General features: G+C 63.0%; 21 protein-coding genes. 19 read left to right on the top strand and 2 right to left on the bottom strand.

What is annotated here, in order from left to right:
- Nucleotides 1-75 precede the first annotated feature (75 nt).
- The 15 genes from SB764_RS00505 to SB764_RS00435 all read left to right on the top strand — a co-directional run bounded on the left by SB764_RS00505 (nt 76) and on the right by SB764_RS00435 (nt 12,290).
- The gene (locus SB764_RS00505; protein WP_410862248.1) at nt 76-771 is read left to right on the top strand and encodes a phage baseplate assembly protein V; all 696 of its coding nucleotides are present in this window, start codon (nt 76-78) and stop codon (nt 769-771) included.
- Nucleotides 768-1,133 carry a GPW/gp25 family protein gene (locus tag SB764_RS00500; RefSeq protein ID WP_410862246.1) on the top strand — a complete coding sequence of 122 codons (366 nt, stop codon included), beginning with the start codon at nt 768-770 and terminating at the stop codon, nt 1,131-1,133. Before SB764_RS00505 ends, SB764_RS00500 begins: the two co-directional genes overlap by 4 nt.
- A complete protein-coding gene (locus tag SB764_RS00495; protein ID WP_410862244.1) occupies nt 1,130-2,041 on the top strand; it encodes a baseplate J/gp47 family protein in 912 nt (303 codons plus the stop codon). Before SB764_RS00500 ends, SB764_RS00495 begins: the two co-directional genes overlap by 4 nt.
- Nucleotides 2,034-2,603, top strand: coding sequence for a phage tail protein I (locus SB764_RS00490; protein ID WP_410862242.1), 570 nt, complete (start codon nt 2,034-2,036; stop codon nt 2,601-2,603). The genes SB764_RS00495 and SB764_RS00490 overlap by 8 nt, the downstream gene beginning before the upstream one ends.
- Nucleotides 2,600-4,207, top strand: a complete 1,608-nt coding sequence (locus SB764_RS00485; RefSeq protein WP_410862240.1) for a gp53-like domain-containing protein — start codon at nt 2,600-2,602, stop codon at nt 4,205-4,207. The genes SB764_RS00490 and SB764_RS00485 overlap by 4 nt, the downstream gene beginning before the upstream one ends.
- A 19-nt stretch (nt 4,208-4,226) precedes the next feature.
- Nucleotides 4,227-4,769, top strand: coding sequence for a hypothetical protein (locus SB764_RS00480; RefSeq protein ID WP_410862238.1), 543 nt, complete (start codon nt 4,227-4,229; stop codon nt 4,767-4,769).
- Between the two features lie 4 nt (nt 4,770-4,773).
- Entirely contained in the window at nt 4,774-5,214 is a 441-nt protein-coding gene (locus SB764_RS00475; protein WP_410862236.1) for a phage tail assembly chaperone, read from the top strand.
- 39 nt (nt 5,215-5,253) lie between these two features.
- Nucleotides 5,254-6,426 carry a phage tail sheath protein gene (locus SB764_RS00470; RefSeq protein WP_124261681.1) on the top strand — a complete coding sequence of 391 codons (1,173 nt, stop codon included), beginning with the start codon at nt 5,254-5,256 and terminating at the stop codon, nt 6,424-6,426.
- Nucleotides 6,427-6,453: 27 nt separating this feature from the next.
- Nucleotides 6,454-6,963, top strand: coding sequence for a phage major tail tube protein (locus SB764_RS00465; protein ID WP_410862234.1), 510 nt, complete (start codon nt 6,454-6,456; stop codon nt 6,961-6,963).
- 73 nt (nt 6,964-7,036) lie between these two features.
- Nucleotides 7,037-7,429, top strand: coding sequence for a phage tail assembly protein (locus tag SB764_RS00460; RefSeq protein ID WP_410862232.1), 393 nt, complete (start codon nt 7,037-7,039; stop codon nt 7,427-7,429).
- Nucleotides 7,430-7,437: 8 nt separating this feature from the next.
- A complete protein-coding gene (locus SB764_RS00455; RefSeq protein WP_410862230.1) occupies nt 7,438-7,563 on the top strand; it encodes a GpE family phage tail protein in 126 nt (41 codons plus the stop codon).
- Nucleotides 7,556-10,180 carry a phage tail tape measure protein gene (locus SB764_RS00450; RefSeq protein WP_410862229.1) on the top strand — a complete coding sequence of 875 codons (2,625 nt, stop codon included), beginning with the start codon at nt 7,556-7,558 and terminating at the stop codon, nt 10,178-10,180. Before SB764_RS00455 ends, SB764_RS00450 begins: the two co-directional genes overlap by 8 nt.
- Nucleotides 10,181-10,194: 14 nt before the next feature.
- Nucleotides 10,195-10,611, top strand: a complete 417-nt coding sequence (locus SB764_RS00445; RefSeq protein WP_133187983.1) for a phage tail protein — start codon at nt 10,195-10,197, stop codon at nt 10,609-10,611.
- On the top strand, nt 10,611-11,696 hold the full coding sequence (locus SB764_RS00440) for a phage late control D family protein (RefSeq protein WP_410862227.1): 1,086 nt from the start codon (nt 10,611-10,613) through the stop codon (nt 11,694-11,696). The genes SB764_RS00445 and SB764_RS00440 overlap by 1 nt, the downstream gene beginning before the upstream one ends.
- A gap of 39 nt (nt 11,697-11,735) precedes the next feature.
- Nucleotides 11,736-12,290 carry a hypothetical protein gene (locus SB764_RS00435; protein ID WP_410862225.1) on the top strand — a complete coding sequence of 185 codons (555 nt, stop codon included), beginning with the start codon at nt 11,736-11,738 and terminating at the stop codon, nt 12,288-12,290.
- 145 nt (nt 12,291-12,435) lie between these two features.
- On the opposite strand, the gene SB764_RS00430 is transcribed toward SB764_RS00435, so the two are convergent.
- Nucleotides 12,436-12,912: an IS21 family transposase gene (locus SB764_RS00430; RefSeq protein ID WP_410862223.1), complete on the bottom strand. Its 477-nt coding sequence runs from the start codon at nt 12,910-12,912 to the stop codon at nt 12,436-12,438.
- A gap of 314 nt (nt 12,913-13,226) precedes the next feature.
- On the opposite strand from SB764_RS00430, the gene SB764_RS00425 reads away from it, so the two are divergent.
- The 4 genes from SB764_RS00425 (at nt 13,227) to SB764_RS00410 (ending at nt 18,411) form a co-directional block, all read left to right on the top strand.
- A complete protein-coding gene (locus tag SB764_RS00425; RefSeq protein WP_065059246.1) occupies nt 13,227-13,781 on the top strand; it encodes a sigma-70 family RNA polymerase sigma factor in 555 nt (184 codons plus the stop codon).
- The gene (locus tag SB764_RS00420; protein WP_110328965.1) at nt 13,774-14,862 is read left to right on the top strand and encodes a FecR family protein; all 1,089 of its coding nucleotides are present in this window, start codon (nt 13,774-13,776) and stop codon (nt 14,860-14,862) included. The genes SB764_RS00425 and SB764_RS00420 overlap by 8 nt, the downstream gene beginning before the upstream one ends.
- 109 nt (nt 14,863-14,971) lie before the next feature.
- Complete coding sequence (locus SB764_RS00415) at nt 14,972-17,410, top strand: TonB-dependent siderophore receptor (protein WP_082991822.1); 2,439 nt, start codon at nt 14,972-14,974, stop codon at nt 17,408-17,410.
- 182 nt (nt 17,411-17,592) lie between these two features.
- Complete coding sequence (locus tag SB764_RS00410; protein ID WP_074986852.1) at nt 17,593-18,411, top strand: alpha/beta hydrolase; 819 nt, start codon at nt 17,593-17,595, stop codon at nt 18,409-18,411.
- Nucleotides 18,412-18,428: 17 nt separating this feature from the next.
- On the opposite strand, the gene SB764_RS00405 is transcribed toward SB764_RS00410, so the two are convergent.
- Nucleotides 18,429-23,270: an NAD-glutamate dehydrogenase gene (locus SB764_RS00405; RefSeq protein ID WP_410862220.1), complete on the bottom strand. Its 4,842-nt coding sequence runs from the start codon at nt 23,268-23,270 to the stop codon at nt 18,429-18,431.
- Nucleotides 23,271-23,331: the final 61 nt, after the last annotated feature.

Below are 23,331 nucleotides of genomic sequence, written 5' to 3'. Positions count from 1 at the left end.
ACCTGTTTTTGTACCCAGCCAGCTCACATTGACCGCCGCTCGCCTCGCGCGAGCGCTCTCGGCAACATGAGCGGTATGGACGCCAACGAATTCCGCCGCCTCATCGTCAACCTGATCCGCAAGGGACAGGTGTTCGACGTTGACCTCACCAGCACGCCGCCGACGTGCCGCGTTTCTGTTGGCGACCCCGACGACACGGAAAGCCCCGGCCTTCAAACCAACTGGATTCCCTTCATCACGCTGCGCGCGGGCAATACCCGCGAGTGGAATCCGCTGACGAAGGGCGAACAGGTCATTCTCTTTTGCCCGATGGGCGACCCCGCCCAGGCCGTTGCGCTCGCGGGCCTCAATTCCGAAACGTTCCCGGCACCGAGCAACAGCGCGGACAAGCACATGCGCGTCTATTCGGACGGCGCAACGCTCGAATACGACCATGCCGCGCATACGCTCACCGCAACCCTGCCCGAAGCGGCCACGGTCCTGATCGTGGCGCCGGGCGCCGTCAACGTGCAGACGAAGACCGCGAGCGTGCAGGCAGACGACATCACGCTCGACGCGAAAAAGACCACCGTTACGGGGGCGATGCTCGTCAAGGGCGCCTTCGAGTTTCAGTCGGGAATGACGGGTTCGGCAGGCGACGGCGGCGGCTCCGTCATGAAGATCAAGGGCGACGCGGATTTCGACGGCGAAGTGAAATCGAAGGGCATCAGCCTGCCGCATCACAAGCACCGCGAGCAGGGCGACGGCGAACTCGTGAGCGAACCGCAATGAAAGGCATGAACGCATCGACGGGCCGCTCGATTGTCGACCTCGACCACCTCTATCAATCCGTCGCGAAGATTCTGACGACGCCGCTTGCGTCGTGCGTCAAGCGCCGCACGTTCGGCTCTGAAATTCCCGACCTCGTCGACGCGCCGTTCAATGGCGCGACGCGCACGCGCCTCTATGCGGCCGTCGCCACCGCGATCATGAAATGGGAGCCGCGCATTGTGCTCACGCGCGTGCAGCTCAACACCGACGACACGACCGACGACGACGACGGCGTGCAGGTGATCGACCTCGAAGGATATACGACCGAATCGGGCGACGCAGTGCGCACCAGCGTGAACCTCAATCAGACGAGCGCCGCATGACGACCGCATCTCTCATCGACCTGTCGAGCCTGCCGATTCCCGACGCGCTCGAAGTGCTCGACTTCGAAACCATCTACGCGGAGCGCAAGGCCGCACTGATCGCGCTTTGGCCCGCCGACGAGCAGGCCGAAATCGCCACGACCGTCGAGCTCGAATCCGAACCGCTCGCGCGTCTGTTGCAGGAAAACAGCTATCGCGAGCTCGTCTGGCGCCAGCGCGTCAACGATGCCGTGCGCGCCGTGATGCTCGCTTTCGCGAACGGAAACGCCCTCGACCAGCGCGCCGCGCTCTTTGGCCTCGTGCGCCTGCTCGTCACGCCCGCCGACACCGTAAACAACATTGCGGCAGTCTACGAGAGCAACGACGATCTGCGCCTGCGCGTGCAGCTCGCGCCGCAAGGTTTCAGCGTGGCTGGACCGGCGGCCGCCTACGAGTCGAAGGCACTCGCGGTTGACGGCCGGCTGCTCGACGCAACGGCCACGCGCCCGCGTCCGGGTGACATACTCGTGACGCTGCTCTCGCGCGAAGGTGACGGAACCGTTGACGACGATCTGTGCGCCGCCGTGCGCGACGCGCTGAGCGCCGAAAATCAACGGCCGATGAACGACACCGTAGACGTGCGCTCAGGCGAAATCATTCGCTATCGCATCCACGCGAAGGGCTACACGCGTTCGGCCGTGGGCGCCGACGTGTTGATCGCACAGGCGCAGCTCAACGCACAGGCCTACGCCGACAAGGTGCGCCGCCTCGGCGTGGGCGTCGCCGAATCCGGCATCAAGGGCGTATGCCAGGCCGCAGGCCTGACGAAAACCGAGCTGATCGAGCCCGCTGGCGATATCGCGATCGACGCGACGCAGGCCTCGTATTGCTACGAAATCGTCATCGAAAACGGCGGGCTCTATGCCTGATCTTTTGCCACCGAACGCGACGCCGCTCGAAAAGCGCACCGCGGCCGCGCTCGCGGTCGTGGATTCGATTCCGACGATGACGCGCGAATACTGGAACCCCGACGACTGCCCGGCCGAGCTGCTGCCGTATCTCGCCGCCGAAGTGTCGGTCGATGGCTGGGAGCTCGCCGAGTCCGACGAAGCCCGGCGCGCGCTCATCAAGGGCGCCATCCAGCTCCACCAGAAACGCGGTACGCCGTGGGCCGTGCGCGAAGTGATTCGCCGCCTCGGGTTCGGAGAAATCGACCTCGTCGAAGGCCGCAATGTGCGCCGCCGTGATGGCACCGCGCGCTATTCCGGCGAGTGGGTTCACGGCAACGAAAACGGCGAATGGGCGCAATACATCGTCCGTCTGCATCAGGCGATCACGCTCGATCAGGCCGACAACCTTCGCGCGGTGCTGGAGCGCTATGCACCCAAGCGCTCGGAACTCTACCGCCTCGACTACAGCCAGGCACCGCTACGCCGCAACCGTCAGGGCCGCTATGACGGCCAGTACACCAGAGGGAGCATTAACGTATGACGACCAACCTGACCGAAACCGCCCAATGGGAGGACGGCATTCGCCAGTTCGAAACGTCCGATCCGGTAGAAGGCGGCCCGGATGGCGTCGACAACATCCCGACGCGCCAACTTGCGAACCGCACGAGCTGGCTGCGCCGTGTGTTGCAGTTCGGCCGCACGACGTGGATCGCGGACACCGGCACGAAAAACAACATCGTTGCGAACCTCGTGCCCGCCGTGACTGAATTGCTTGACGGCATGGAAGCGTGTTTCCGCGTCGCGTTCACGAACGACAACGCATGCACGTTCACACCGAACAGCGCGGCAGGTAGCACGATTCCCAAGCTGCCGCTCTATGGCGCCGACCATGCCGAGCTCGGCAAAGGTGATCTGCCCGGCGGTGCGAACGTGCGCGCCCGGCTCGACACGACGCTGAACAAGGCAGGCGGCGGGGCGTGGGTGATCCAGTCGATTTCCGGCGGCATGGCGCGCCTTGTCACGCCGCCCGTTGGCGATGCCTCGACGCGCGCCGCGAACATGGCGGCCGTGTTCGCGGCAACGGACGGGCGGCAGGTGATCGACATGAGCGGCGACGCCGCGACGATCACGCTCACGGCCGCGCAGTATGGCGTCGCCATGCTCACGTTGACCGGCGAGCTCAAGGCCTCGAAAGACCTCGTTTTCCCGGCGCAATCGGGCCAGTGGATCATCGAAAACAGCACGACCGGCAATTACAACGTCACGGCGAAGGTAGACGGCGGCTCGGGCGTCGTCATCGCCGCAGGCGCGCCCGTGATCGTCTGTAGCGACGCGGCCGCGATGAAACTCGCGAGCGCGGGCGGGCAGGCGGGTTTTCGTGCCGTACCGCTCACGGGCATCGTCGGCAACACGATCAACATTGTGGGCGGCTATACGCCGGGCGCCGTGCTGCTCGAACGCAACGGCGCGTTGCAGCAGCCCGGCACCGCGGCGTCGCCAGACTTCCTCGCGACGGACGGCCTGACGATCAAGCTCACCACGGCCGCGACGGCAGACGAGCAGTTCACCGCCTACGTGTTCGCCACGTTCAGCGTCGCCGACGCCGTGAAGAAGTCGGGCGATGCGATGGGCGGTCCGCTCGCGCTCTACGCTGGTTCGACCGTATCGAACCCGGCCGCAGGCGACAACAGCCAGAACGTTATCAATTCGGCATGGTTCAAGAGCGAAGCGGCCGCCGAGACGAACGCAGGGACGGCCAAGATTGCCACGCTGGCGCAGACCACCGCAGGCACCGACGACGCGACGATCGTCACGCCGAAGAAGCTGCGCGCGGGGTTTGCGCTTTCACTCGGCTTGAACGGCTATGTCGCATTTCCGACGTGGCTGGGCGGCCTGATTTTCCAGTGGGGCACCGCAACGGCGCCTTCCGCCGGTTACGTCGATATCACCTATCCCGTCGCATTCCCGACGAAATGGCTTACGGGACTGGTGACGGCGCGTAGCAATTCGGCCGCTACCGGTGCCTACACGGCGCAATGGGATGACGGCACAAACTGGAGCTCTCTGACTGTGGCGCGCATCGACTTTCGTTACAACAACGCCGCCTACACGGGCAATTTCATGTGGTTTGCCTTGGGCTACTAATCATCGGTGAAATCAGAAAATGAGTCTCGCATCCAATCTGGCCGCACTCGCGCGGCTTCTCACGGCCGCAGCAAGCGGCATTGTGAGCGGGAAGGCACCGGCGGCAGGCGACAGCAGCACGGCGCTCATCAATTCCGCATGGTTCAAGGCCGAACAGGCTACCGAAGCCACGCAAGGCACCGCGAAAGTTGCCACGCAGGCGCAGACAACCGCAGGCACCGATGACGCGACGATCGTCACGCCGAAGAAGCTGCGCGCCGGGTTTGCATTCACCGGCGGCACGAACGGTTATTTCGCGTTTCCGACGTGGCTCGGCGGCCTGATTATCCAGTGGGGCTATTACAGCGGAACCGGGACGGCCGACGTCGTCACGTTGCCGCTCGCCTACCCGAACGGCCAGTTCGGGGCGTGGGCTTCTGACACCGGCACCGGAATTCACTCGTGTGTTGTGTCGGGCATGAGCAAGACCGCCATCACGGTTTATGGCGGTGCGCCCAGCGGCACGAGCGGCGTCGGAACATTTTCCGCAACCAATTACCGCTATCTCAGCATCGGATACTGAAATCATGGGTCAAAAATTCGCTACCTACGACGCCACCGGCGCCATCACCGGCTATTACGACGACGCAATCAGCGCGCCGCCCGCCGGTTCGCAATTCGTGAAGCTCACGGCGGACCAGTATCGCGCCATGCTCGACGGCCAGTCGGAAGGCAAGCGCGCAAACATCGACGCGAGCGGCAATCCCGTGCTGCTCGATCCGCCGGAGCTCACGGGCAACGCGCTCGCCGAGCTCAAGCGCGCGGCGCGCAACGCGGCCATCACCGCCACCGACTGGATCGTTGCACGCCATCAGGACGAGCTCGCGCTGGGCGGCGCGACCACGCTCACGGCCGAGCAGTACGCGGCGCTGCTCGCATATCGCAAGACGTTGCGCGATCTGCCCGACTCGGCGAGCTGGCCGGGCGTGGAGCTGCCGGCCGTTCCCGACTTCGTCACGGCCATGTAACGGCCACGCCTTTTTCAACATCAACAGGAGAAACCGAACATGGCGCAGGACTATCACCACGGCGTGCGCGTGCTGGAAATCAACGACGGCACGCGACCGATTCGCACCGTATCGACGGCCGTGCTCGGCCTCGTCGCGACGGCCGAAGATGCGGACGCGGCAACGTTCCCGCTCAATACGCCCGTGCTCATCACGAACGTGAATTCGGCACTCGGCAAGGCAGGCACGAAAGGCACGCTGTACAAGGCACTGAAAGCCATCAGCCTGCAAACGAAGCCCGTGACCGTCGTGGTGCGCGTGGCGGAAGGCGCGGACGATGCAGAAACCACGTCGAACGTGATCGGCACGGTGACGGCCGAAGGCAAATACACCGGCGCGATGGCGCTCATGACCGCACAAACCAAGTTCGGCGTGAAGCCGCGCATTCTCGGCGCGCCGTTCCTCGACACGCAGGCCGTGACGAACCAGCTCGCCACGATCGCGCAATCGGTGCGCGGTTTCGTCTATGCCTTCGCGAACGGCTGCAAGACCAAGGAAGAAGCCACCACCTACCGCAAGCAGTTCGGCCAGCGCGAAGTGATGGTGATCTGGCCGAATTTCACCGCATGGGATGACACGGCCAACGCCGACGTCGAATATCCGGCCGTGGCGTTCGCTATGGGCCTGCGCGCGAAGATTGACAATGACACGGGCTGGCACAAGACGCTGTCCAACGTCGTGGTGAATGGCGCGACCGGTATCACCGCTGACGTGTCGTGGGATCTGCAAGACCCGGCAACGGATGCGGGCTACCTCAACGAACAGGACGTGACGACGCTCGTGAATCGTGACGGCTACCGCTTCTGGGGCTCGCGCACCTGCACCGACGACACGAATTTCGCTTTCGAAAACTACACGCGCACGGCGCAGGTGATCGCGGATTCGATCGCAGAAGCGCAGGCGCCGATCGTCGACGGCCCGCTCAATCCGTCGCTGCCGCGCGACATTATCGAGAGCATCAATGCGAAGTTCCGTAGCTGGACCTCGCTGGGCTATCTGATCGGCGGCTCGTCGTGGTGGGACGCCGAGCCGAACACCACCGACGAATTGAAGTCGGGCGGCGCGTACATCGACTACGACTACACGCCCGTGCCGCCGCTCGAAAATCTCAAGCTGCGCCAGCGCATCACCGACCGCTATCTCGCTGACTTCGCGTCGCGCGTAACGGCTTAATTACGGCTCGACAAAGGAGAAATAGCGATGGCAATGCCGAGCAAACTGAAAGGGTTCAACCTCTTTCACAACGGCGAAAACTTCGTCGGCAAGATTCCCGAAGTGCAGCTCCCGAAGCTCACGCGCAAGACCGAGGACTATCAGGGCGGCGGCATGGGCGGCCCGATCAAGATCGACTTTGGTCAGGAAGCGATCCAGATGGAATGGACCGCAGGCGGCCTCATGAAATCGGTGTTGCAGCAGTACGGCACGCTCAAGCATGACGGCGTGCTGCTGCGTTTCGCGGGCGGCTATCAGGCCGAAGATTCCGACACGTTCGACGCACTCGAAATCATCGTGCGCGGCCGCCATACCGAAATCGACCTCGGCACCGCGAAGCCGAAAGACGACACGGCGTTCAAGGTCACGACGGCGGCCAGCTATTACAAGCTGTCGATCAACGGCGAGGACATTATCGAAATCGACTTCGTGAACATGATCGAGAAGATCAATGGCACCGATCTGTTGCAGGCGCTTCGCACGGCGATCGGCCTGTAACGCAGCGAGCGCGGGCGGCTACGGCTCGAATCGGGTCGCCGCGCCTCTCAAACCTTTCTCCCTATCGCACACCATGAAAACGAACACCCACGCCAGCAGCGCCCCGGAAAACGCCTCGCAGAACGATCAGGCAGAGAAGGGCGCGGACAATGGCGCAACGCCGCCCGAGAAAGACCCGAACACGATCGAGCTCGACACGCCGATCGTGCGCGGCAAGCAGACCATCAGCGAAATCACGCTGCGCAAACCGCGCTCGGGCGAACTGCGCGGCGTGTCGCTGCAAGACCTCGTGAATCTCGACGTGATCGCACTTTCGAAGGTGCTCCCGCGCATCAGCGCGCCGACGCTGACCGAGCACGACGTCGCGCAGCTCGACCCCGCCGACCTCGTGCAATTGGGAGGTGTGTTCGCCGGTTTTTTGTGGCCGAAGGCAGTGAAAGCGAGCATGGAATCCCTGAACGGGTAGAAGATGCGATGGCCGATATCGCGACCGTGTTCGGCGGCTGGACGCCCGCCCTGATGGACGAGTTCGGCCTTGCGGAATTGATGGACTGGCGCGAGCGTGCGCGCGTGAGAAGCGGAAACGGAAACGATGGATAACGCCTTGAAACTTCGCGTCGTCTTTGACATGGTCGACAAGATGACGAAGCCCCTCAAAACCATTCTCGCCGGTAACAAGGGGCTCGCCGGTTCGCTCAAGGAAACGCGGCGCGAGCTGGCCGAAATGGGCAAGACGCAGAAGGCCATCGGCGAGTTTCGCCAGATGCGCAGCGGGCTCGAAGCAACCAATACGCGACTTGGCGATGCCACGGCCCGCGTAAAGGCGCTTTCGGACTCGCTGCGCGCGTTCGGGCCGCCGTCGCAGCAGATGACGGCCGAGCTCGCAAAGGCGCGGCAGGCCGCCTCACTGCTGCGCGCGGAACAGAAGCAGCAGACCAACGGATTGCAGGAGCTGCGCACGCGCCTGAGCGGCGCCGGGATCGACACGCGCAACCTCTCGCAGCACGAACGCGACCTGCGCGGCAACATGACGGCGACCACGATCGCCATGAACGACCAGATGCGCAAGCTCGAAGCGCTCGGCGAGCGCGAGAAGCGCGTCGGCGCAGCACGCAAGAGCATGCAGAAAATGCAGGGCGTGGCGGCCGGTATGGCCGTGGGCGGTTACGCTGCGAAATCGACCGGCTCGCACATTTTCGGCGACCTGCACGAATCGCTAGATCAGGCCAAGGAATACCAGCGCGAAGCGATGCGAATCAAGGCGCTCGGCCTCGGCGATCACGCGTCGACGAATGCCGTCAAATACGCGAGCTCGTTGAACACCTACGGCGTATCCACCAACGACAACATGGTGATGATGCGCGACGCCCTGAGCATTTTCGCCGACGAGCATCACGCGCAGATGGTGATGCCGACGCTCGCGAAAATGAAGTTCGCCAACGATTCGATGTTCGGTGCAGAGGACGCGCATGCGAACGAAGAAAAATTCATGAACATGCTCAAGGTGATCGAGCTGCGCGGCGGCACGAAAAACGAAGGCACGTTCAAGGATGAAGCGAACATGGTGCAAAAGGTCATCACGGCGACGGGCGGTCGCGTCGGCGGTGACGAGTGGCGCAACTTCATTCAAACCGGCGGCGTCGCGGCGAAGCAACTGCGCAAAGATGCGTTCTATTACCAGATGGAGCCGCTGATTCAGGAAATGGGCGGCCATGCTGTCGGTACGGGCCTCATGTCCGCATACAGCAACGTCTACCAGGGCAAAACGACGGTGCGCGCGGCCAAGCAGATGATGGCGCTCGGGCTGCTCGATCCGAAGATGGTCGAATACACCAAGATCGGCACGATCAAGCAGGTGAAGCCGGGCGCGCTCGCGGGCGGCGACCAGCTCAAGGCCTCGCCGCTCGAATGGCTCGAAAAGGTGCTGCTTCCGAAGCTCGCGGCGAAAGGGATCACTGACCCGGACAAGGTCAAAGACATGATCTCGACGATTTTCACGAATCGCACGGCCGCGAACCTGTTCACGACCATGTATATGCAGCGCGATCAGATTCACAAGTCGGAACGACTCAACACGGGCGCCGATGGGATCGACGAAGGCGCGGCGAAAGGGCGGCAGCTCGCGCAGGGCGGCGAGCTCGAAACGCTGCGCCAGCTCAAGAATCTGCAAGGCGAAATCGGCGACAAGATTCTGCCCGCCTACAACGCGGCGCTCGGCGTCACGGCCAGCGCGACGGCGAAGGTTGTCGGATTCATGAAAGAGCACGGCACGGCCGCGCGCGTGATCCTGATCGCACTCGCGGCGCTCGCTGCGATTCTCGTCGTATGCGGCACGCTGACGATAGCGCTCGCGGGCGTGCTCGGGCCGATGGCCGTCGTCAAATTCAGCATGCAGACGCTCGGCATGCAGGGCGGCTTGCTCGCGCGTTCGCTCGGGCTCGCCGGTTCGGCGTTCCGTATGTTCGGCATGGGCGCAATGTGGGCCGGGCGCGCCATGCTCATGAACCCGATCGGCCTCGCCATTACGGCGATCGTCGTCGTGATCGCGGGCGCGGCTTATCTGATCTACCGCTACTGGGACCAGATTCGCGCGGGCGCAGTGTGGGCGTGGGACGGCGTGCGCGGCGCAATCGGCGGCGCGCTGTCGTTCTTTGCTGGATTGCCCGCGCAGTTTGCGACGTTCGGATCGAACATCATTTCAGGGCTCGTGAACGGCCTGACGAACGGCCTCGGCACCGTGAAGGATGCAATCGTGAACGTCGCGAGCTCCACGGTCGCATGGTTCAAGGAAAAGCTCGGCATTCACAGCCCGAGCCGCGTATTCGGCGAGCTCGGCGGATTCATCAGCCAGGGCGCAGCAATCGGCATGGAAGGCGAGCAGGGGCGCATCGCGAAAGCGGCCGTGGGCCTGGCCACCGTCGCCACGACGGCATTCGGCGCGCCCGCCTTCGCGAACGGCGTCGGCATGGCAAACGCCGTGGGCGTACCGCTCGTGCGTCCGACCACGCCGATTGACCGACGCGCGCCGATCACGGCCGCGAGCGGCGGCGCGGGGGCGACCGCGGCGGCCGCCGCCGGTCCTTCGCCGATCGTCATCCAAATCTATCCGCAGGCCGGTGACGATCCGCAGGCGATCGCGCGCGCCGTCTCCGCCGAGCTCGACCGGCGCGAACGCATGAAGCGCTCGCGCGCAACGTCGAGCCTGTCAGACCACTAACCGGAGCCGAACCCATGCAAATGGCGCTCGACCAATTCGTTTTTAGCCTCACGACCGTGCCGTATCAGGAGCTCCAGCGTCAACGCAACTGGAAACACCGCACGAGCTCGCGCGTCGGCACGCGCGATGCGAGCCAGTTCACCGGCGCCGGTGAAGACACGTTCACCCTGAATGGCGTCGTGGCGCAGGATAACGGCATCGGCACGGCCGCATCGCTCAAGCAGCTCGCCGACATGGGCGACGCAGGCGACGCGTATGTGCTCGTCGATGGTACGGGCGTGGTGTACGGCGCCTATATCATTGAAAGCCTCAACGAAACGGGCCACTATCACACCAAGGAAGGTATCGCGCGGAAGATTGAATTCAACCTCTCGTTGAAACGCGTCGATGACGATATGGCGCTTGCCGTGAACGAACGGAAGGTGCAGTGATGGCCGATTCGAATAACGATCGGAATGCTAACGATTCAGCAAAACGAGCCGGGCGCGTGCAACCGCAGGCGGATTACCGCGTGACGCTCGACGGCCGCGACCTCTCTCGCCTGATCGCGCCCGACCTCATCAGCCTGTCGCTGTCGGAATCACGCAGCGACGAAGCCGACACGCTCGATATCGTGATCGATGATTCGAAAAACAAATTCGCGATACCGAAGCGGGGCGCAGCGATCAAGCTCGCGCTCGGGTGGGTGGGTGAACCGCTCGTCGACAAAGGGACGTTCACGGTGGACGAAGTTGAGCACAGCGGCGCGCCCGATATCATCACGATCCGGGCGCGCTCGGCGTCGATGACCGAAGCCATGCACGAGCGCCGCGAGCAGAGCTGGCACGCGCAGACGCTCGGCGCGATCGTGAAGGCAATCGCGGGACGGCACGAGCTCAAGCCCGCAATCGCGGCCGCGCTCGCGCAAATTGCGATCGCGCATATCGACCAGACGCACGAAAGCGATATGTCATTTCTGACGCGCCTCGCGAAGCGTTACGACGCGGTGATGAACGTCAAGGATCTCAATCTGCTTTTCATGCCGATCGGCACCGGCAAGACGGCGAGCGGAAAAGCCCTGAGCGTGCTGGAGCTCACGCGCAATAGCGGCGACCAGCATCGCTACCACGTTTCGCAGCGCGAGAGCTACGCGGCCGTGCGCGCGCACTACCATTCGAACGGCAAGGGCAAGCGCAAGTCCGTCATCGTGGGCGGCGAGAACAATCACAACGTCAAGGTGCTGCCCGAGGACTATCCGGACGAAGCGCAGGCGCGCGCAGCCGCACAGGCGGAATTCAACCGGACGCAGCGCAGCCAGGCAACTTTCGATTACACGCTCGCGCGCGGCTGTGCCGAAATCTTTCCCGAGCTGCCCGTGACAGTTTCAGGATTCAAGCCGGATATCGACGAAACGCCGTGGCTCGTGAAAACGGTACGGCACGAGCTTGGCGAAGGCGGATTTACGACGACGCTCTCGCTCGAAGTGCGCGACGATCCAACGACGGACAGACACCGGACACATTTCCGCCGCGGCTAACAAAGGGCGCTATTATTAAGGCATAAGAATGGGAGGAATATGAGCGAATTGCAGGAGTCGAGCACGCACACGGAAGTTGCGGGAGATAACCGCGAGCTGCAGGAATGGGTCGAGAAAGCTGCGATCGAAAACCTGAAAGAGCATTACGCCAGTGCTGACCAGATTGCGAAAGATGCAACGACGACGCTGACGGTGTTTCTCGCTGCAGTGGGTGGCGGACTCGCCTATGCTGCGAAAGCAATTGAACAGCACAGCGTGACATGGCTATCGGCTGGTGCGATTGCATTCACAGTCTGGTTTCTTGTTTTGAGTCTGTTGCTGGTTTGGAAATGCATGATGCTGAGACCGTTTTCAACCGTCTACAACGAGCCGAGGAGCCTTTATCAGCCACAATACTCGCTGAGCCAGTTGCGGGAGGCAGAATTCAAGAATCTGCAAAACAGAATCAATCGCGCAGCTCAGCAAAACGGAAAAGTCGCGCGGTGGCTGAACAGGCTAAGGCTTGCGGCCGCAGCCTGTCCCGTTGCGTTTATCGTCGGGGCGGCTGTTGGTTGGGCTGTTGCGGGGGCCGCTTTTCGTTGTACTCTCGGTTAGGCTCTCGATAGACAGGCTGCGAATCCGGTACGACCGGCGGATTATTTGAAGTATTCATTCGCTTCGGTGTTTCAGGTTGAGGAACCGGTAAACATACCAGAAGAGTTTTCAGACCCGCCTCGGCGGGTTTTTTTATGTGCGCGCACTACGACTTGATGTAAGCGGGCGGCCCGTTGTCCTTGAGCAAGCGACCGGAACGCCATGATTTCGGGATTTCGAGCGCGAGCACATGCCAGCGCGTCAGAACGTCGGCGAACGTGCCTTCGCGTTTCGCCCGGCGAATCTTATCCACGACGTTCCAGCCGCGGACATAGAGCGCAAAGCTGCGCTGGCTCGAAAGGAAATGTGGAGCGTGAACACCGACCCACGCAAGCATTTCGGCGGGCGGTACGTCGGGCGCTGTGGGATCGGGCTCAATGTTGGGCGTCAGTCCAACATCGGAATTGGCGGGCCGGGTCTCGGCCGGTGACTCTGCTGCTGGGGCCGTTTCGCGTTTCAGCAGGCGCAGTAGCTCGATGCGATGCCACGGAATTGGCGAGCGGCCGGCCACGTAGTTACGGACGGTTCGAGTGCAGCAGCCCAGCGCCTCGGCGACACGGGCAATTGACAGGCCATCTGTCAACGTTAGGAAGTCGGATAGTTCGCCGTGTCTGGGCGCTGCGGGAATCATTGCTAGAGCGGCGAAGAGAACGTAAGCGATTGTAAGTATGTTTACAAAACGTTTCCTTCAACCTGACAAGTTTGATAGGTTATCAAACTAGCTTCCGCGACTTTACATAATCTAAGTTATCGCACTTTTCAGTATCAACCAAACGCCCCCATCCCCAACCACCTTGCATCAAACCCAATAAACGATAATAATTCTCATTCGTAAAATAACCGTAAGTGACATGAAACCGGCCGCCCGTGCGGCACTGGTGCCGTGCAGACCGATCCGTGCAGCCGTCTTCCAGCCTCGCCAACGCCTTTGCCGCGCATTACCGGACGCTCGTCGCGTTCGCCGCGCGCCGCATGAAGTCGGCGGAAGCCGCGGCGGATCTGGTTCATGACGCGTTCGTCAAAGTGGCGTCCTTGCCCGGCACCGCGGAGGTCCGGCAGCCGCGCGCGTTCTTCGTGCGCGTGATCGAGAACCTCATGATCGACCGTTTCCGCGAAAGCCGCGCGTCGGCGCACGCACGCATCGACGTGACGCCGCTCGACGACGATAATGACGCCTTCGCCGATCTGGCGATCGATCCGGTCGATCCGAGCCAGCTCGCCGAGGCCATGCAGACGGCGCGCGCGCTCGAAAGCGCCGTGAACGCGCTGCCTGCGCGCTGCCGCGAAGTGTTCGTGCTGCGCAAGGTGCACGGGCTCTCGCACGAAGCGATCGCCGAGCGTCTGCAGATCAGCAAGAACATGGTCGAAAAACATTTGCGGCGCGCCTTGCTGGGTCTCGTCGAGTTCGATCGAGGCGCGCACGGCGACGACATCCCGCCGGCTCATGACTAAGGAATTCCCGCAACCGGCCATGTCCGTTTCCACTTCAGCCGACACCCCGAGCGACGCGCGGGCGGCCGCGCATGCGCGCCGCATTCGCGCCGAGGCGGCCGTCTGGGTCGTGCGGATCGACGCGGGCCGCGCAACGCCCGACGATGCGCGTCTCGCCCGCTGGCGAGCGCGCTCGCCGCTGCATTGCGCGGCCTTCGACGACGCGCTGGCGCAATGGCGCAGCGCCGATGCGCTGCACGTTTCGGCGCGCACTGATGCTGCCGCACAGCGCGTCGACCGGCGCGCCGAGCAACCTGTCGAACAACGCATGGAACCGCGCGCCAGGCGCCCTGCCGCGCGTTTCGCTTTGGCTTCGATCTTCACGCCGCCGCGCGCGGCCTTTGCATCGCTGTGCGTGGCGCTCGGCGTCGGCGCGGCGTGGTATGTGCATGCGCCCGATTTGTCGACATCAGCGGGCGAAGTGCGCACGTTCGCGCTCGACGACGGGAGCATCGTGAAGCTCGACGCCGATTCGGCCATCGACGTCCGCTACGACGCGCACGAGCGCCGCATCGTGCTGGCGCGCGGACGCGCCGCGTTCGACGTGAAGCACGGCGACGCGCGCCGCTTTGTCGTGCGCGCGGGCGATGGCGAGGTCGTCGACATCGGCACGGCCTTCCAGGCGAGTCTGCCCGGCGACGACGCCCAGCACAGCGGCGAATCGCTCGTCACGGTCACGCAGGGACGCGTGGACGTGCGCAACGCGTGGGGCAATCTGGAAGCGGGCGCGGGCCAAAGCGTCGCCTATGGCGACGCGGTGCGCGCGCCGGCCGCCGCCGTGGTGGATGCCTACTCGGTCACCGCGTGGCAGCGCGGGCGCATGGTGTTCACCGATGCGCCGCTCGCCGACGTGGCCGCCGCGCTCAACCGCTATTGGAAAGGCCATTTCATCTACGTGCGCGGCAGCGCGGCGACGTTGCGCGTATCGGGCAATTTCGCCATCGGAGCGCCGGCCCAGGCGCTCGACACCCTCGCCGAAACGTTGCGTTTGCAAGCCACGCGCATTGCGGGCCGCGTCGTGATCTTGTCGGCGCCGTCGTGAGCCTCACGCGATAAACACGTCGCGCAAAAATATTTCGCGCGCGACGTCCGGTTTTTTCTCCGCACAACGTCTATTCCCTCAGTAAGACCAAACAATCAGGGGAATTTCGTTGTTCACGCAAGCATCACTTCGACCACTCGCGATCAGCGCGGCGGCTGCCGCTCTCTTCGGCGCTTCGTTGCCCGCGCTCGCCCAGCAAACTGCTCAATCGGCTCAAGCGACGCAATCCACGCAACGCGATGCGCGTATCGACTATCGCATCGCGCCTTCCGACCTCAACACGGCACTCAACCGCTTCGCCGAAGCCAGCGGCGTGCAGCTCGCTTACGCGAGTTCGCTCGTCGCCGGCAAGCAGTCGCCCGGCTTCACGGGCCGCGCCGATGCAGCCGGCGCGCTCACGCAGGTCCTGCGCGGCACGGGTTTGCGCGCGGTGCGCGGCCAGAACGCGGCCTTCGTGCTCGAAGTCGATCCCGAACCGCCCGGCACCGACGCGAACGTAGCCGCCGAAACATCGCTGCCCGCGATGACGATCCGCGCGCAAAGCGAAGCCGATGCGCACGATCCGACGGTTGCCGGCGCGGCGCTCAAATCGTCCACGCCGCTCACGCGCACGCCGCAATCGGTGTCGATCATCGAGCGCAAGCAGATGGACGAGCAGAACGTGCAGTCGGTCGCGCAGGCACTGCGTTATTCGGCGGGTATCGTGCCGGAAACGCGCGGTATCGGCGATCGCTACGACAGTTTGCAGATGCGCGGTTTCGGCGGCTTCGGCGGCAATGCCGTGTACGTGAATTTTCTCGACGGCCTCAATCTCGGGCGCGGTCTTTCGTATGCGGTGCCGCAGATCGAGCAATACGGTTTGCAGCGTATCGAAGTGCTGCGCGGACCGAGTTCGATTCTGTATGGTCAGGCGAATCCGGGCGGCGTGGTGGTGCTCGAAAGCAAGCGTCCCGAAGCCGATCACGTGAATGAAGTGATGCTCGGCGCGGGCACGCACAATCGCTGGGAAGGCGCGTTCGATCTCGGCGGCGCGGTCGACGCGGACAAGCGCGTGCTCTATCGCTTCGTCGGTCTCGCGCGCGATGCGGACACGCAGGTTTCCGGCACGAAGGAGCAACGCATTTATGTGGCGCCGTCGCTCACGCTGCGTCCCGATGCGAATACGGAATTCACGCTGCTCGCGAGCTATCAATACGATCCGAACAACGGCTATTACGGTTTTTTGCCGCGCTACGGCACGGTTTCGTATAACCCCAATGGGCAGATCGGCACCGGTTTCAACGACGGCGAACCCGATTACGATCACTTCCGCCGCGAGCAGGCGAGCATCGGCTATGCGTTCACGCACCGCTTCAACGACGTCTTCACGGTGCGTCAGAACGCGCGCTACACGCATATGTGGAGCGATTATCAAACGGTCTATTCGAGCGGCTACACGAATTCGAGCAACCGTTACCTTAATCGTCTGACGACGGCCTCACTCGAACATCTCGACGCGCTCTCGACCGACACGCAGCTCGAAGCCGATTTCAACACCGGCCCCGTGCGTCACGCGGTGCTGATGGGGCTCGACTATCAGATGACGATGTCCGACCGCCGTCTTTCGTCGGGCAAGGCGCCCTCGCTCGACATTACCGATCCCATTTACGGCCAGTCGCTGACCGCGCCCAAGCTCGCGAGCTACACGCGCCAGCGCACCGACGATCTCGGCCTCTACGTGCAGGATCAGATGACGATCGGCAAATGGTCGTTCGTGCTCGGCGCGCGCGAGGATTACGCGTCCACCAGCGCGAATGAATATGTGAAGCACACATCGTCGTATCAATTCGATCGCGCATTCACGTGGCGCGCGGGCGTGCTTTACGCATTCGACAACGGCATTTCGCCGTTCGCAAGTTTCTCGCGCTCGTTCCAGCCGGTCACGTCGGGCACGACGGCGGACGGCAGCTCGCTCAAGCCGTCGACGGGTCGTCAATTCGAAGTGGGCGTGAAGTATCAGATTCCGGGCACGACGAGCTTCACCACGCTGTCGCTCTACGATCTTCAGCAAACCAACGTGTCGACGCCCGATCCGAACAACGCGAATTACCGCGTGCAGACCGGCGCGGTGAAAAGCCGTGGCGTCGAACTGGAAACGCATTTGAACATCACGCGCGATCTTTCGCTGATCGCGGCATACAGCTATACGAGTGCGTATGTGGCGAGCGCGAACGATAGTTCGCTGGGTCATACGCCGGCCGCCGTGCCAAAGAATACCGCTTCGCTGTGGGCCGACTACACGCTGCATCGCGGTACGTTCAAGGGTCTCGGCATGGGCGCGGGCGTGCGTTATATCGGCAGCACGTATGGCGCCGCCGACGATTCGTTCAAGGTCGGTTCATTCACCCTCGTCGATCTCGCCTTGCATTATGAAATGCGCAATTGGCGTTTCGCGCTCAATGCGTCGAATCTGTTCGATCGTCAATATGTGGCGGCGTGCGCGAGCGCGACGCAATGTTTCTGGGGCGTGCGCCGCGAAGTGATTGGCACGGCGCGCTATCAATGGTGAGTCTCACGATGAAATCCTCACGCGCTTTCGTGCGACGCACGGTATGTGTCTTCGCGGGAATGTCGATGGCGGCGGCTGCGTGGGCGGCAACGCCCAATGCAGCGTCCGACACTGCATCAACGCATTCGGAGCCGAAAGTCATTGGCGCGGCAAACGCCCTGCTTCCCGACACGGAATCGTTCGTGATCGACGCCACGCCGAACGGGCCGCGCTATCGCATCTGGCTGTATCACCCCGCGTCGTCCGTTTCAGGCCGCCCTCAGCCCTTGCTCGTGCTGCTCGACGGCAACGCGACCTTCGCGCTCGCCGTAAGCGCGGCGCGCCTGCAGGCGAAGCTGATCGGTCCGGTGACGATCGCCGCCATCGCCGCCGACAACGACGCCCTTTTCGATGAAAGCCAGCGTTTTCGCGACTTCACCACGCCGGCGCGCGACGGCTGGGGCGTGCCGAACGACGCGCAAGGCAAACCGCTCGACACCGGCGGCGCGCAGGCGTTCGAGACCTTCGTGAACGAGACCTTGCCGCGCGCCATCGAAGCCCGCACGCAGCTTGCGCCGCGCGCCCGCATGTTGTTCGGGCATTCGCTCGGTGGCTATTTCGTGCTGAACGATGCGCTCGCGCATCCGCAGGCATACTCGCGATATATGGCGGCGAGTCCGTCGATCTGGTGGAATGGCGCGGAGTTGCTGGCGAATGTTCGCGCGAGCGCGCAATCGTCGGCGGGAAAAAACTCGCACCACGCGCAAGCGCGCATTCCGCTCGCCATCCGCATCGGCGGCGACGAACAGAAACTCGCGCCCAATGCGCCGCCCGCGCGCGTCGAGCGCGTGACGCACGCGGCGATGCTCGACAACGCACGCACCTTCGCGGACCTCCTGCACACGACGCCCGCGCTCGGTTTCGACGCCGACTTGCAGATCTACGCGGGGCAGAATCACGTGTCGTATCTGCCCGCTGCGATCAGCGAAGCCGTGGCGCTCGCGGCGCGAAGCGTGCCGTAATCGGCACGCTGGCACATTCAAGCACGTTCGAGCGCCGCCATCGCGCGCGCGATCACCAGCAGCACGGAGAGGCTCACGTTGCTCGACGCACGCAATTCGGCGAGCAGATGGCCATAGCGTTCGAGCGCCGCTTCGTGCTGCGCGCACCATGCGTCGACGATCGCTTCGGCGTCGGCCGTGTTGGGCGACTGGGCGAGCGCGCTGGTCGTGAGCGCGCGCTTGAGCCGCGCCACTTCGGCGAGCGCGGCCGCGCGCGCCATCGTGTCCCAATGCGTGGGCGTGGGCAAAGTGGCCGCGCGTTCGCTAATCCAGCCATAATTCAGACGCGTGCCGAGCGCGAAGTATGCGGACGCGACCAGTTCGAGCGGACGTCCGCAGGCCGCTGCCACTTCGGCGATATCGAGCAGCGCCACCGGAATTTCGCCGCTTGCCGCGCGCAGAGCGAGCGTGCTCTCCACGCCCGCGTTCACGAGTTCGCCCTGGCGCACCGAGAGCGCTTCGAGATCGGCTTCCGGCAAAAGCGCGGGCAATTGCGGCGCGAGGCGTTGAGCGGCATCGCGGCATCGCGCCAGCAGCGAACCCACACCGTCGCGATCCACCGCGCCGGCCTGCAGATGGCGCAGGAACCACAGCGCCGCGCGTTCTAGCAAGCGCGCGATATCGACGAACATGCGTGCCTGCACATCGTCGGGCACGCGATTGTCGAGCGCGTCGATCGCGCGCCAGATCCCGTCGAGATCGAACACATCGCGCGCCATGATGCAGGCGCGCACGATTTCGTCGGGCCGCGCGTCGGTCTCCTCCATGAGTCGGTGCACGAACGCGCAACCCACGCGATTGATAAGCGCATTGGTCAGATGCGTCGCGAGAATTTCGCGGCGCAACGGATGCCGCTGCATCGGTTCGCTGAAACGCTGCTGCAAAGGCTTCGGAAAATAATCGATCAGCAAGGCCGCGACGAGCGGATCTTCGGGGACATCGGAATTGAGCAGCGCATCGTAGAGCCACATTTTGCTGTACGCGAGCAGCACGGCGCGCTCGGGCGACGTGAGGCCGAGTTTCGACGCCTGGCGCTCGGCCACTTCCTCATCGGTCGGCAGGAATTCGATCACGCGATTGAGTCGCCCGGCGCGTTCGAGCCAGCGCATCACGCGCGTTTCCGCATCGAGCAGCGGCACTGCATAGCGGCCCGCAATCGAGAGCGACTGAGTTTGATAATAGTTGTCGCTCAATACCAGCAGGCCGACTTCGTCGGTCATTTCCGCGAGTAACGTATTGCGCTGCCGGGTGGTCATTTCACCATCGGATACCACCAGTCCGAGCAAAATCTTGATGTTGACTTCGTGATCGGAACAATCCACACCCGCTGAATTGTCGATCGCGTCCGTATTGATACGGCCGCCGCGTTGCGCGAATTCAATGCGCCCGAGTTGCGTGACGCCGAGATTGCCGCCCTCGCCCACCACCTTGCAACGCAGATCCGAACCGTTCACGCGCACAGCGTCGTTGGCACGGTCGCCCACTTGCGCGTGCGTTTCGCGCGCGGCTTTCACATACGTGCCAATCCCGCCGTTATAAAGCAGATCGACCGGCGCCTGGAGAATTGCGCGAATGAGTTCGTTCGGCGTGAGCGCAATTGCCTCGATACCGAGTACCTCGCGCACCGCGGGCGAAAGCGGAATCGTCTTGACGGTGCGCGGAAAAATACCGCCGCCCGCTGAAATCGCGGCAGTATCGTAATCGGCCCAACTCGATCGCTCCAGTGCGAAGAGCCGCTTGCGCTCCGCGAAACTCAGCGCCGGGTCGGGCGCAGGATCGAGAAACACATGGCGATGATCGAATGCCGCCACGAGCTTGATATGCGGTGACAGCAGCATGCCATTGCCGAATACGTCGCCCGACATATCGCCGACACCGACCACGGTAAAATCGCTCGCCTGCGTATCCACACCCATTTCGCGGAAATGGCGTTTGACCGATTCCCACGCGCCGCGCGCGGTGATCGCCATTTTCTTGTGGTCGTAGCCCACCGAGCCGCCCGACGCGAAAGCGTCGTCGAGCCAGAAACCATATTCGGCGGAAATGGCGTTCGCATAATCGGAAAACGTAGCCGTGCCTTTGTCGGCCGCGACGACGAGATAAGGATCGTCTGGGTCGTGACGCACGACATCGGGTGGCGGCACGATGGCGTTATTCACGAGATTGTCGGTGAGATCGAGCAGGCCGCGCAAAAAGGTCTGATAACAGGCCACGCCTTCGCGCATCCACGCTTCGCGATCGCTGGGCGGCGGCGGATTCTTGACGACGAAGCCGCCCTTCGAACCAACCGGCACGATCACCACGTTCTTCACCATCTGCGCTTTCATCAGGCCGAGCACTTCCGTGCGGAAATCCTCGCGACGGTCGGACCAGCGCAGGCCGCCCCGCGCGACGCGTCCGCCGCGTAAATGCACGCCTTCCACACGCGGCGAATACACCCAGATTTCGAACATCGGTTTCGGTTCGGGCAATCCGGGAACTTTCGACGGATCGAACTTGAACGACAGCGATGGACGCGGCGCGCCATTCGGCTCGTGACGGAAATAATTGGTACGGACCGTCGCGTTGATCACGCCGAGAAACTGGCGGAGAATGCGATCCTCGTCGAGATTCGGCACCTGATCGAGCGCGGTTTCAATGGCCTTGAGCGCAAGTTCGGCGCGCTGTTCGCGCGCCGCTTCTACGTGTGGATCGAAACGCACCATAAACAATTCGACCAGTTGCCGCGCAATGGCCGGATTGCCCGTTAGCGCGCGTTCGATATAAGCGTCGCTGAATGTCGAGCCCACCTGGCGCAGATATTTCGCGTAGGCGCGCAATATCGTCACCTCGCGTGCGCCCAGATACGCGCGCAAAACGAGGCGATTGAAATCGTCATTCTCGATGCGCGCACTCCATACGGCTTCGAACGCGTCCTCGAACAGATCTTTCACGCGTTCGATATCGAATTCGGCATCGTCGGCGAGTTCGAGCCCGAAATCGTGCACCCACGCGGGATCGCAGCCCGGCACCTGAATCACATAAGGCCGCTCTTCATCCACGCGCACGCCGAGATGTTCGAGCATCGGCAAACTGCGCGAGAGCGCAATCGCTTCGCCCGCGCAATACACCTTGAAACGAAACGCGCGCGGCCCGGATTCGATGGGCCGATACAGATTCATGGCGATGCCCGCACTGCCCTGCACACGTTCGATCAATTCGATATCGCGGACCGCCGTGCGCGCCGGATAATCGTCGCGATAACCGGCGGGAAACGAATCGCCGTAACGATGCAGCAAGCGCGTGCCCTGCTCTTCGCCAAATGCGTCGAGCAATGCATCGGCGAGATCGTCTTGCCAACGCCGCGTGACCTGCACGAGTCGCGCTTCCAGTTCACGCGTATCGACATCGGGCATCGTGCCGGGCTCGGCGTGCACGACAAAATGAATACGCGCAATGGCCGATTCGGAAAGCAGCGGCGTAAATTCCACGGAAATTCCGTTGAATGCCGAAGCGAGCAGATTGGCGATGCGTCGGCGCAAATCGGTATTGTATTTATCGCGCGAGACATAAACGAGGCAGGAGACGAAACGATTGAAACGATCGCGCCTCACGAACAGACGCGTGCGCTGATGCTCCTGCAAACGCAATACACCAAGCGCGATATCGTAAAGCTCGTCTTCCGTGGCCTGAAACAGTTCGTCGCGCGGATAGGTTTCGAGGACGGTCACGAGCGATTTGCCGAGATGCCCTTTCGGTAAAAAGCCCGCGCGGCGCACGATATTCGCGCACTTGCGGCGCACGATCGGAATGTCGGCGGCGGGCACCATATACGCCGTCGAGGTATATAGACCGACGAAACGGCGCTCGCCGCAAATCTTGCCGTCCGCGCCAACGAGTTTCACGCCGACATAGTCGAGATAACCGGGCCGGTGCACCGTTGCGCGCGAATTCGCTTTCGTCAGAAAGATCGGCGAGGCGCCCGCGATGATGTCCGCCGCGGCGGGCGGCAGCGGCGTAATGTCGGGGGTGTCGGGCGTGCGCAACGATTCGCGCAGAATACCGAGACCCGAATTGCCTACGCCGCGCAACCCGAAACCGTCGCCATGCTCGACGAGCGCATAGTCGCGCTGACCGAGAAACGTGAAATGGTCGGCCACCATCCACTCGAGAAACGCACGGGCTTCGAGCTCTTCCGCGCTCGTTTCCCGGGCCTTCATGCCTTTGATGGTTTCGCGCGCCACCTCGACGATTTTCGGCCAATCCTCGACGGCGGCGCGCACATCGCCCAGCACTTTGGCAATATCGCGGCGCAATTCGTCGAGTTTTGCTGCATCGCCGCAGCGGTCCACTTCGAAATGAATAAACGACGTGAGTTGCGACGGCCCGTCTTCGGCGCCGGACGCCCCGACGTCAATACGCTCGATGCCGCCTTCCTTGCCTCGCCAGACGCGAAACACCGGATGCATGGCCGAATGCAGCGCGAGCCCGAGCTTGTTGACGGCCATCGACACCGAATCGACCAGAAACGGCATATCGTCATTCACGATTTCGATGACCGTGTGATCGGAATGCCAGCCGTGCTGTTCGAGAATCGGGTTATAGACCCGCATGCGCTCGGAGCCGGGCACGAAACGCTGCGCCGTTTGCCAGTGCGCCATCGCCGCGCCATAGAGATCGGCGATGCTGCGGCTGCGCAAATCCTCGGCATCGACGAAATCGTAATAGTGGCGCAGGAACGGTTCAACCGTTTGAAAGGCGGGTTCCGGCAATCGCGCTCTCGCGAATGCCAGAACATCGGAGAGCAGATGGGCGACGAATTCCTCGTTCCTCGCTTGCATGGCGGACTCCTCGACGGATGGCCATCGACTGCATCGGCGGTAAAGCCATTATGCACCGGCA

This window comes from Paraburkholderia sp. SIMBA_027, from assembly GCF_046535315.1.
GTDB lineage: Bacteria > Pseudomonadota > Gammaproteobacteria > Burkholderiales > Burkholderiaceae > Paraburkholderia > Paraburkholderia tropica.
The sequence above is the reverse complement of the archived record's forward strand: the minus strand, read 5'-3'. Positions and strand labels throughout refer to the sequence as shown.